General features: G+C 56.9%; 7 protein-coding genes and 1 riboswitch. Of the genes, 2 read left to right on the top strand and 5 right to left on the bottom strand.

The window, feature by feature from the left end:
• Positions 1–95: 95 nt before the first annotated feature.
• Positions 96–1,496 carry an NCS2 family permease gene (locus MHI24_RS19485; RefSeq protein ID WP_340021182.1) on the bottom strand — a complete coding sequence of 467 codons (1,401 nt, stop codon included), beginning with the start codon at positions 1,494–1,496 and terminating at the stop codon, positions 96–98.
• Between the two features lie 125 nt (positions 1,497–1,621).
• Positions 1,622–1,721, bottom strand: a riboswitch (purine riboswitch).
• A 513-nt stretch (positions 1,722–2,234) separates the two neighbouring features.
• Between MHI24_RS19485 and rsgA the strand changes: the two genes are divergently transcribed.
• Both rsgA and MHI24_RS19475 read left to right on the top strand, forming a co-directional pair.
• The gene (rsgA, locus tag MHI24_RS19480) at positions 2,235–3,308 is read left to right on the top strand and encodes a ribosome small subunit-dependent GTPase A (protein ID WP_340021181.1); all 1,074 of its coding nucleotides are present in this window, start codon (positions 2,235–2,237) and stop codon (positions 3,306–3,308) included.
• On the top strand, positions 3,305–4,321 hold the full coding sequence (locus tag MHI24_RS19475; protein WP_340021180.1) for a phosphotransferase: 1,017 nt from the start codon (positions 3,305–3,307) through the stop codon (positions 4,319–4,321). The genes rsgA and MHI24_RS19475 overlap by 4 nt, the downstream gene beginning before the upstream one ends.
• Before the next feature lie 71 nt (positions 4,322–4,392).
• Here the strand turns inward: MHI24_RS19475 and catA are convergent, their stop codons facing one another.
• The 4 genes from catA to MHI24_RS19455 all read right to left on the bottom strand — a co-directional run bounded on the left by catA (position 4,393) and on the right by MHI24_RS19455 (position 11,192).
• Positions 4,393–5,028 carry a type A chloramphenicol O-acetyltransferase gene (gene catA, locus MHI24_RS19470; protein ID WP_340026734.1) on the bottom strand — a complete coding sequence of 212 codons (636 nt, stop codon included), beginning with the start codon at positions 5,026–5,028 and terminating at the stop codon, positions 4,393–4,395.
• 263 nt (positions 5,029–5,291) lie between these two features.
• The gene (guaA, locus tag MHI24_RS19465) at positions 5,292–6,830 is read right to left on the bottom strand and encodes a glutamine-hydrolyzing GMP synthase (RefSeq protein WP_340021179.1); all 1,539 of its coding nucleotides are present in this window, start codon (positions 6,828–6,830) and stop codon (positions 5,292–5,294) included.
• Positions 6,831–7,350: 520 nt separating this feature from the next.
• The gene (locus MHI24_RS19460) at positions 7,351–9,708 is read right to left on the bottom strand and encodes a transglutaminase domain-containing protein (protein WP_340021178.1); all 2,358 of its coding nucleotides are present in this window, start codon (positions 9,706–9,708) and stop codon (positions 7,351–7,353) included.
• Positions 9,708–11,192, bottom strand: coding sequence for a DUF58 domain-containing protein (locus MHI24_RS19455; RefSeq protein ID WP_340021177.1), 1,485 nt, complete (start codon positions 11,190–11,192; stop codon positions 9,708–9,710). Before MHI24_RS19455 ends, MHI24_RS19460 begins: the two co-directional genes overlap by 1 nt.
• Positions 11,193–11,254 lie beyond the last annotated feature (62 nt).

Raw genomic sequence — 11,254 nt, 5'->3', positions numbered from 1 at the left:
TGGTTGAAGAAAAGGGCCGGTAATCCAAAAGAAAACGGCCCCCTCATTCGCATGAAGGGACCGCAGATATTGGAGCACGGCTGCCTGTGAAGCGCTTAGCCCTGGCTGCCGATCAGTACATAACGCAGAATAATCAGAATCGCCAGCACCCACATCATCCAGTGGATATCGTATTTCTTCTTGCCCGCAACATTGGCTACGCAGGCCAGAATAACATAAGTAACGATACCAAACGAAATACCGTTAGCAATATTGTACGTGAACGGCATAATCACGAAGGTCAGGAAGGCCGGAATCGCCAGCACCATGTCCTGGAAGTCGATCTCACGGATGGATTGGGCCATCAGAACACCGACAACAATCAGCGCTGCCGCTGTTGCAGGACCCGGAATCAGAGCGATGACCGGAGCCAGGAACAGGGCCAGCAGGAAGCAGATCCCTGTAGTTACTGCTGTCAGACCTGTACGTCCGCCTTCAGCCACGCCCGCTGCACTCTCTACATAAGCGGTAGTTGTGGAAGTACCCAGCATGGCCCCGCCGGCAACAGCTACTGCATCTACGAACATTGCGTTACCAACCCGCTTCTTGCCTTCTTCCGGGTTCTTCATGATACCGGCGCGTTCAGCCGTTCCGACCAGTGTACCGAAGGTGTCAAACAATTCTACGAAGGTGAAGGTAGCGATGGCCGATACGATACCGGTGTGCATAATGCCTTCCCAGTCGAATTCCCAGAAGTTGAGCTGGGTGAAATCAGGAATCCAAGGGGTCTGCGGATTGCTCAGTGAGCTGAAATCAACAGCGCCCATCAGGATAGCAGCTACAGTAGTCCCGAGAATCCCGAACAGGATCGCGCCGCGGACGCGCAGGACCATCAGAATGGAAATCAGCAGCAAGCCGATAATGACGAGCTGAACATTGGTGTTCTCCAGGCTGCCCATGTGAATAACCGTTTCAAAGGACAGGACATCTGTGAATTTATTGGCAGGAATGTCGCTTCCGGCTTCAACGCCGATCGTCATCAGCCCGCTGTTCTTAAGGCCGATAATGGTGATGAACATCCCGATACCGACGGTAATGGCATGCTTCAGGCTGTCCGGAATAGCGGTGAGGAGAATCTGCCGGACCCGGGTTACCGTCAACAGGATGAAGACGATCCCGGAGATGAACACGGCGGTCAGACCCATCTGCCAGGTGAATTGATGTTCTGTGGTCGCAGAGGACAGGACTACAGAGGCGAAATATGCGTTAAGGCCCATACCAGGCGCCAGAGCGACCGGGAAGTTAATGAATACCCCCATAGCAATGGTGAAAATACCTGCTGCCAGCGCTGTAGCCAGGAAGACGGAATACCAGCCCATATCGATGCGGCCGAAGGCAGTCAGGGTGCTTGGGTTCACCGACAGAATATAAGCCATTGCCATAAACGTGGTGATCCCGGCCATGATCTCTGTGCGTACTGTGGTGCCGTTCTCTTTCAGCTTGAAAAAGCGGTTCAAATGGTTCTCCCCCTAAGGTTATATGTTGTGCCAGACAGCAACACAAAAGCCGGTATCTGTGAAGACACCGGCCCGAAAAAGAGATGGCTGCCTGGAATCCCGGACATTTGCCGGTTATTCCAGAGGAAGCTGCTCTTCTTAATCGTAGCCAGGTCATTACGGTGACCTCGTAGAGACTTCCGGGCCCATTCCCGGAATTATACGAATATATATTTGCTGTAGCGCTTTATCATTTTAGGTGGAGATGACATCGCTTGTCAATGATAAATACGAACATTATTCAGCGGCAATAGATTAATGTTCGTAATTTTAACATTTTCATCAAATATAATATTGCCGCTTCAGCTCTCCAACAGGAAACTAAGGAGAAGTCTGGAAAAATAGGCATAGACTCGGCTTCAAAGATATGTTAACCTGTAGTAGTTCTGCGGTGAGCAGACAAATTTCTTATGAGTTCCTTATACGAAAGGGGATGTTCTAATTGGCTACTACTTATATGGTGGTTTCAGTCTAACAACTGAATAGCGGGTATACCTCTGATTTACGGGCATTATGCCTGTATTATTTGGTATGCCATCCCAAGTAACCTTTCGTGAATATTGCTGTTTACGGGATACGATGAAGGTCGTATCTTTTTTGCGTCTTAATGCCGTTGAACAGTAGCTTCTATTTGAGGCTGCTGCTCCGCGGCATTTTTGCGTCCACAAACAACAGGATAAGGAGCTAAAGCCCAAAAACATGATTAATCTTACAACCTATGGCTACACCGAAATAGAGGAAGTTACTGCCGGGCTGGTCCCCGGCAGAATTACGGAGCTCCGACGGGAGCGCTTCACCGTTATTACTGAGCAGGGTGAGTTGACCGCTGTACTCAAAGGCACGTTCTATCACAGTGCGGAAGCCCGCGGGGACTTCCCGTGCGTGGGTGATTTCGTCCTGCTGCGTCCGAACGACGGCGGGGATTCGCTCATTACAGCGCTTCTCCCCCGCCGCTCCAAGTTCTCGCGTGCGAATTATTCCGGCCATGCAGCAGAATATACCCGAACGGTTCTGGAACAGGTCGTAGCCGCCAATTTCGACTATGTATTTATTCTGTCTTCCCTGAACAAGGACTTCAATGTCAACCGCATGATGCGTTATTTGACCCAGGCCAGACAGAGCGGCGGCCAGCCGGTCATCATTCTGACCAAAGCGGATCTCGCCCCTGATTATCATCAGCAGCTTGCAGTGGTCATGCGCAGCATCCCGGATGTTCCGGTACACGCAATCAGCAGTCATGCCGGCCTGGGATTAGATGAGCTGGCCCCCTACCTGCTGCCGGGCAAGACCGTGGTCTTCCTCGGCATGTCCGGGATCGGCAAATCCTCTCTGCTCAACGCTTTAATGCAGCAGGATGTCATGAAGGTCCAGTCGATCCGCGAGGACGACAGCCGGGGGCGTCATACCACCACACACCGCCAGTTGTTCATGCTCCCTTCCGGCGCCATGGTCATTGATACGCCCGGGATGCGTGAGCTGGGGCTGTTTGACGCCGAGGAAGGCATCCGCGCCGGCTTCACCGATGTGGAAGACTTGTTCAATGGATGCCGGTTCAGCGATTGCCGCCATGAATCCGAGCCGGGTTGTGCGGTGCTTGCTGCCCTTGCAGATGGTTCCCTGACGCATGAACGCTGGGAGAGCTACACGGCCCAGCAGCAGGAGAACCAATTCGTTCAGAACAGAACACACTATCTCAGGGACAAGGATGCCCGGAATCAGTCCGCTGCAATGCAGCGCAAGCAAATGAAGAAAAACGGAGGCCGATACAAATGAACATAAACCAAGATGCTTTATATATTGCTCTATCTCAGCTTTTTAATACAACGATTACCTCTGCGGATTACGAAACGCTACAATTACACGGCGGAACTGTGGGGGATGTCCAATTGCTCACTGGAACCGCTGCAAGTGCTGCCGGGGAGAGCCTGCCGTTCCGCATCGTGCTGAAAATTCAAAAGAAATGGGAGCGTTACAATGACCCGGATTCATGGCGGCGGGAATATGATCTTTACGCTTCTGAGCTGGGTATGACCTTCAATGATGCCTTCCGCTGGCCGGTGTGTTATCTCGCCAAGATGAATGAGGAAGAGAATGAGTACCAGCTGTGGCTGGAATATATCGACGGCATATCCGGCTTGAAGCTGACGGTTGATATGTACGAACAGACTGCGCTGGAGCTGGGGCGCTATCAAGGAAAATTGTACGCAGAGCAGCCGGAGGTGCTGAAGAGCCTGACTAATCTGAGTCATGCGGATCTGATGAAGAACACATATCTGCATTACCGGTCATGGCCGGTTGTGTACGACTATATCCGCTCGGAGGACTGTGAGTTCCCGCAGCATGTGCGGCAGATGCTCATCGATATTGATGAACAGTCGGATGACATTTTCGCCCGGATTGAGAGCTTGCCGCTGGTGTTATGCCACCGGGACTTCTGGGTAACCAACATCATCTATGATCGCGGGAACATCGCGCTGATCGACTGGGATACTTCGGGCTGGGGCTACCTCGGCGAGGATATCGCCAGCCTGATTGCAGATGAGGTGGATCTGGATCATATGGCCGAATACTACCAGCGCTGTGTCCCTGCTTATTACCAGGGATTCGCGGAGTATGCGGGCGGAATTGCCCCGCTTGCCGGCCACTGCATCTATGAGTTTATCCTGCTCGTCTTCGGATACAGGCTGGTGGAAGGGTATCTTCTTGCGGAGGAGGAGGACGAGAAGGCGGAGAATCTCCGTACGCTGGAGAAGATTTATGAGTTGAAGGGCTTACAATGCGTCTAATGCGATTTAACACGATGTAACAGCATATACGAAAAGAACTCCGGCCCCCTGATGAAGGGAGGCTGGAGTTTTTACATCCAATCCATATAGTGGTCTGCTACTTCTTGCAGATGGTTGATGAACCTTCCCAGATGGAAGCCGTCACACACCGCATGATGGACTTGCACGGCAAGCGGCATCAGTATCTTATCTTCCTGGTGGATGAATTTCCCGATCGTAAATATAGGTAACAGGTATAATCCTTCGTTATAGACATTCAGGTTAAATGCTGTGAAGTCCGTCCAGGGAATACTTGAAATATTGAAGGTATTCCGGGGCATATCAGGTTTCGGCATCATGCTTGTTGAACTGGAATAGGTGGAAATGTCCTGCATACACGCATTATAGAAATTTGGGAAACTGGAATCATATCCGGTCCAAATGCTTGAGAAGGTCTCATTATCTTTGTTGAAGACCGTATAACTGGGGCTCATCTCATCCCAATACCCCAGACGGCTTTCATTGTCATGATCCATCCGAAATTCCTTTTGACGATTTACGGCGGTTGTGATCATATAGATCAAAGCAGGATATATTTTTTGGTTCAGCTTGTTCATTTCATGCTTGAGCGGCGTAATATCAATATTCGTAGTTAAGCTGTAAGTGCAGCGTAAATTCTGAATATAGTGCAAGTAGTATTCTTTTCGATTCCACTGGCCGATATCCATTAGATTGAAACCCATGGTCCCCCTCCTTTTTATTCCAAACAAGTGGAAGCGGCTATGCTGTCCTTTTTAAGGACGGCTTCGTTTCAGCGAGAAATATAAGGATAAGTTATCGTGTGAAACATATAAATTCTTATATTTAAATAAAGCACACCGGCAGAAGACCAACTTCAGAACCGGTGTGCTTCTTCGTACTACACAAATGCAACGCACCTATTTCCGAGGTTGAAATAGCTACATTTTCAGATAGAATAAGCTTGCTCCTGTTATTCCCACTCAATCGTCGCCGGCGGCTTGGAGGTAATGTCGTAGACGATGCGGTTCACGTTGTCCACTTCGTTGACGATGCGCACTGAGATTTTCTCCAGCACATCCCAAGGGATACGCGCCCAGTCGGCGGTCATGCCGTCGATCGAGGTTACTGCACGGATACCTACGGTGTAGGAATACGTACGCTCATCCCCCATTACGCCTACACTCTTCATGTTAGGAAGCGCGGTGAAATACTGCCAGATCTCGCGGTCGAGACCGGCCTTGGCAATCTCTTCACGCAGAATGTAGTCGGAATCACGCACGATCTGCAGCTTCTCTTCGGTCACCTCGCCCAGCACACGAATCGCCAGACCCGGACCCGGGAACGGCTGACGCCAGACGATGGCAGACGGCATGCCCAGCTCTTCACCGAGCTTACGCACCTCATCCTTAAACAGGGTGTTCAGCGGCTCGATCAGCTGGAACTTCATATCCTCCGGCAGTCCGCCCACATTGTGGTGCGACTTGATGGTCTGCGCTGTTGCGGTTCCGCTCTCTACAATATCAGTATATAGCGTGCCTTGGGCCAGGAAGGCGAACTCCCCCAGCTTGGCCGATTCTTCGTCGAAGCAGTAAATGAACTCATTGCCGATGATCTTACGTTTCTGTTCGGGGTCGGACACACCGGCCAGCTTGCCGAGGAAGCGGTCGCGGGCATCGATTTTGATCACATTGATATCGAACTTGCCGACAAATGTCTCCATGACGCTCTCTGCTTCACCCTTGCGCAGAAGGCCGTGGTCAATGAACATACAGGTCAACTGGTCGCCGATGGCCCGGTGGATCAGCATAGCGACTACAGAGGAATCCACGCCGCCGCTTAATGCACACAGCACCTTCTGGTCGCCAACCTTGTCCCGGATATCCTTAACGGCATCCTCGATGAACGACTCCATCGTCCATTTGCCCTCGCAGCCGCACACTTCATACAGGAAGTTAGAGATCATCTCGTTCCCCTTAACGGAGTGGCGCACCTCAGGATGGAACTGGACGGCGTACAGCTTGCGTACATCGTTGCTCATGGCTGCAATCGGAGCGCTCTCTGTGCCGGCATCCAGCTTGAAGCCCTCCGGAAGCTCGACCACATGGTCGCCGTGGCTCATCCATACCGTCTGCTTGCTGTCAAGACCGGCTGCGAGCACGGAGCTTGGGGCAAATTCAACATCCGCTTTGCCGTATTCACGTTTGGATGCGCGCTCCACCTTGCCGCCCTGCTGCTGCGCCATCAATTGCATCCCATAACAGATGCCGAAAATTGGAAGCCCGAGTTCATAAACCGCCGGGTCCACATGCGGTGCATCCTCGGCATAGACACTGCTTGGTCCGCCCGAGAACACGATGCCCTTAGGCGATAGTGCCTTAATCTTCTCCACCGGTGTATTGTACGGCAGAAGCTCGCTGTATACCCCCAAGTCACGGATTCTGCGCGCGATTAGCTGGTTATACTGTCCCCCGAAATCCAGAACAACAATAATTTCATTTGGCTTGTTCATTACTTGCCTCCCTTGATTATTGGATTCATTATACTCATGGTTAATTCTCAGCGTCAAGGAAATGGAACCCCTCCGCTGCAAGGATTTGGCCTGGCCGGGACGGGGGTGGAGAGAATACCGGCACGGGCAAAGAGCGCGGAAACAGACTCGTAGCCAGAAGAGCACGGAATACTCGCAGATGATCAGATGTTTGCCGGTACACCGCTGCCGGGAGCCGGTATCTATGTTATGGAAATACAGAGAAGAATTACTGCGCCGGGTGGCGGTAGGCAGTGTCAGGCATGGGGAGAGCGTTAACATTTGATCCGTGTGTTTGCGCGACGCCGAATGTGGTCGGGTTTTCGATTACATTTGGTCCGTGTGCTCGCGCAGCGCCAAATGTAGTCGGGTTTTCGTTTACATTTAGTTCGTGTGCTCGCGCAGCGCCAAATATGGTCGGGTTTTCGATTACATTTGGAGCGCGGCAAGCTCATCCGTCAAAAAGACGTCCACTGCATACGCAGGGACGCCTCTTAGCGGATCATGTCAGGCGAAAGGTGATTAGCAGGCACCGGGCCAGGAAAGCTTCCGCGTCGATGGGATCGGCTGCGCTGGCGGGGGCGCGGCACTGGAGCGGGGCGCGGCCGGAGCTCGCCGCAGCCAAAGGCACAGCGCCGCCGGAACTCGCCGCCGAAGGCACGGCGCCTCCGGCGCCGCCATACGCCAGGGTCTCCCACTGGCGTACAAACCCCCGGACCGCCGCGCGCAGCCGCCGGTCCTCAATCGCCAGGGAGTCTGCATACTCCCTGGCGGTAACCCCGGGCGGCGGCGCCCCATACCGCGCCGCCAGCCCGTGCCAGGCCAGCGCGGCGGCGCGCAGCTGCCGCGCACGGCCCAGCCTGCCGGCGCGGCGCACCGCCGGCAGCAGGGCCAGGCTGCGCCGCCAGCGGACCGCGGCGGCCAGCACCAGCGCCGCTGCGGCGAGCGGCGCATCATCGAGGCCGCCCGCCTGCGGCAGGGCGGCGGGCAGCGCGTCCGCGTGCAGCGCAGCGGACGCATGGCGCGGCGGCGCGGAAGCCTCCGCCGCCACAGCATCCGCCGCGCCTGCGGAGGCGGCAACGGCGGGCGTAGGGTCGAAGGGGACCCAGCCTGCGCCGGGAAAATACACCTCGACCCAGGCATGGGCATCGCCTTCGGTGATGGTATAGCGCTGCGGCACGGAGCCGGGAATAGGGGTTCCCGGGCCGTAGCCCTGAACATACCGGGCCGGAATGCCGCTGCTGCGTAGCAGGACCGTCATGGCCGTGGCGAAATGCACGCAATAGCCGCGCCGTGTCCCGAAGAGGAAATCATCGGTGAATTCAGCACCGGGCGGCGGCACCCGGGTCTTCAGGGTATAGGTGTAGCGGGTCCGCAGATAATCCGCCACCGCAGCGGCGGCATCATAACGGTTAGCATGCGCAGCCGTGAGCTGCTTACCCAGAGCATGCACCCTGGGCGGCAGCGTCCCGGGAAGCTGGAGATACTGGCCGCTGACCTCCTCCGGGTCCTTCCCCTTCAGCCCCCGCAGCACCGCCGGATCGGTTAAGGGCAGGAACGACTTCACCGTATATTCGCTCACCTGCGGAGAGCCATACGTGTCCGGCAGCCGGAAGCTGAGCCGCTCCCGGTCCGCAAGCACATACCCGAGCCTGCTCCCGTCCGCTAGCAGAATGTTCTGCACATCTGCTACGGTCCCTGCGCTGAACAAGGGAAGCCCGCCGGGGGAGGGCTTCACGAACTGAATCCGCCGGGTAATCATGCCCGCTCCATCCGGCGCTGCCCCTGCCAGTTCAGGGACAGCCTCAGGCAGGCGCAGCAGATTCAGCGGGGTATACGCAGCTCCGCTCCTGATCCAGCGGCGGCCGTCATAATAGGCCATGCTCTCCCCGCGCAAGGAGTACGGCCTTGGGGCTGTCACTGTATATACCGCCTCCCTGCCGGGAGATAACGCCATCCCCAGCTCATGGTCCTCCAGGCTGTAGCCGGTGCTGCCCGTCAGAGGGAGCGCGGCAGGCTCCGGCTGCTGTGCCTCCGCCCAGTGCTCCAGGCGGCTGAGAACCGGCTGGAGCGTGAGGGGAACCGCCGGACGCGCGCCGAATCCCAGCCCGGCGATCCAGGCTGCCAGTGTCACCGCGGCTGCCGCAGTGAAGGTCCAGACTCCCCAGCGTGCATAAGGAAGAACCGGGCTGCCTGTCCGTTCCTGCAGGCGGAGGAGGCCGCTTAAGGAGCGGAGCCAGAGGATGAGGCTGGCGGAGAGCAGAAGCCCGCCGGTGGTATGGAGTGTGTAGACCATCTCCAGCACCAGCAAATACGCCAGGGTGACCCCGGCGAACAGGGTAATGCTTCCTCTGTACAAGGCGAGCTGCTGGACAGAGGAGACCAGCAGCCCCCAGCCCAGCACCAGAATCAGCAGCCTGCTGTCCTCGCTTATAGAAGCGATCCGCCCGGACAGAAGCAGCAGAGCATCCGCCCCAATCTCCCGGGTATAATCCATCAGCCAGCCGCTTCCCCCGCTGGCGGCACAGAGCCGGTACCAGGCCAGGAAGATCAGAAGCAGCAGGCCGCCAGCCTGCACCAGCCGGGGGAGCCGGAGGCAGCCCCAGGCCAGGATTAGGATGGCCGAGACCATCAGGACCCGCAGCAGCGGCGTATGCTCCGCTGCTGCCCCCAGATGGTAGAGCGGCCGCAGCCACAGGGCGAAGATGCCCAGAATCGCCAAAGAGAACAGGCCGCGATAGTACAGGGGACCGGGATAGTCCTCCCTTGTATCTGCGGAGCTGTTCTCAGCATAGCCCTCTACGGGACCGCCTTCATCCGGCGTAACCGCAATGCGAGACCGTTTCACCCGGATGCCCATCAATCCGCCCCCTTGTATCCTTGGACAGGAGCGGCCGGGAAGGCATGATTCAGGCAATGCAGATGCGCGCCGAGCCGCATCAGGCTCCCGGCTATCGAATCCGCTGCAGGCGGTCTGCCCCACGATGTTCCACCCTCACTCTTTGCAGCCTCTGGCCTCTGCCTGCTGCCGGCGGGGGGCTCAGGCAGAGGCCCTGCCGCCCCGGCGGGGCTGCGCACAGCACTTCCCGCCCCCCTGCTGCCCGGGGAAGGCTGATCCCAGACATAATACAGCTCGACCCGGATGCCCTGAACCAGGAAGCGGGCGAGCGTCCGCGCGGCTTCCTCCTCCAGCCTTCCGGTAATGACGGATACCGTCATGCCGGGCAGCCAGCTCTGCGCCGCAGTGTCCAGCAGGCTGGCGAGACTCTGGGCACCGGCCGGTTCGATCTCGGTGAGCAGATCCTGCACCCGGCCGGGAATCCGGCCGAGTCCTTCATGCCGGGCCATCCCTTCCGGCCAGCCGCCGCTGAAGAGCTGCACGTAGCTGCCCGAACGCTCAGCGGAGAGCAGCAGGCCCATTGTGGCCGATACCGCCTGCTCGAAGGCGGGAACCACCTTCCCGCGCTGCCCGCGCGGCACAAGCGCGCCCGGCGGAACCGTATAATCCTCCGGACTGCTTGCAAGCACGATACAGGCCATCCGCCCTGCTTCACGTTCGGCCACCCTGCTCTGCAGAGCGCCCTTACGGGCACTGCTCTTCCAGTGAATCCGGTTGAACGGGTCACCAGGCGCGTAGTCGCGGATATCGGCAGCCTGCGGATTGCTGTTCCTGCCCTGCCGGGGCGGCACATGCTCACCGGGCAGCAAGCCCTGGTCCGGCATGACAACGTTCACATATAGCGCCCTCGGCAGCACCTTGAAGCTCTCCCTGCCGCCCGGCTGGCAGCCTCCGGTGAACAGCCCCGGAAGATCGCCCCAGGTTACACTGCATCCGGCCAGGCGATGGATGCCCCGGGGCACAGACTGAAGTGTATAGGAATAGGTGAGGGAGCGCCGGAAGCCGGGGAACAGCAGCTCCTGATGGCTGCCGCCGCTCCAGTAATCGGTAACGATCATCCAGGGCAGCGGCAGGCGTGCGGCCCAAGAAAGCTGCACCTCCACTACAGCATCCTCCCCGGCAGACAGCCTTGCAGGCGATATGGTCCGTTGTACGCTAACCCTGCGGGGACCGAAGAATAACATCAGCAGGCCGCCGGCCATAAGCATTCCGCCCGCTGTCAGCAAGAGCAGCAGGGATTCTCCCCCGCGCCACAGATACAGCCCGCCGCCGCCGGCCATCAGGAACAGCATCCGGCCCCATTCCGTGACCGCACGGCGCATGCGCCTCCGGGAGAACATAGCGGCTTCTTCAGACCTTCCATATGTGTTACCAAGTATATCCTTGTACAGCTTCGGATCGGTCATGGATGATGAGGACAATGAGGACACCCTTCCTGTGGTCATAGACTAGCTCCCTGGTACAGACCAGCAGCTTACTGGCTGCAAGGCTGGCAGGAGCCTGTTAC

It is taken from the genome of Paenibacillus sp. FSL K6-1096 (assembly GCF_037977055.1).
Classification (GTDB): Bacteria; Bacillota; Bacilli; order Paenibacillales; family Paenibacillaceae; genus Paenibacillus_AQ.
The sequence above is the reverse complement of the archived record's forward strand: the minus strand, read 5'-3'. Positions and strand labels throughout refer to the sequence as shown.

What these genes read in the sequence shown, in the direction of transcription:
- guaA (WP_340021179.1), bottom strand. Translation starts at nt 6,830, where the DNA reads ATGAACAAGCCAAATGAAATTATTGTTGTTCTGGATTTCGGGGGACAG.
- MHI24_RS19455 (WP_340021177.1), bottom strand. Translation starts at nt 11,192, where the DNA reads ATGACCACAGGAAGGGTGTCCTCATTGTCCTCATCATCCATGACCGAT.
- MHI24_RS19475 (WP_340021180.1), top strand. Translation starts at nt 3,305, where the DNA reads ATGAACATAAACCAAGATGCTTTATATATTGCTCTATCTCAGCTTTTT.
- catA (WP_340026734.1), bottom strand. Translation starts at nt 5,028, where the DNA reads ATGGATATCGGCCAGTGGAATCGAAAAGAATACTACTTGCACTATATT.
- MHI24_RS19460 (WP_340021178.1), bottom strand. Translation starts at nt 9,708, where the DNA reads ATGGGCATCCGGGTGAAACGGTCTCGCATTGCGGTTACGCCGGATGAA.
- rsgA (WP_340021181.1), top strand. Translation starts at nt 2,235, where the DNA reads ATGATTAATCTTACAACCTATGGCTACACCGAAATAGAGGAAGTTACT.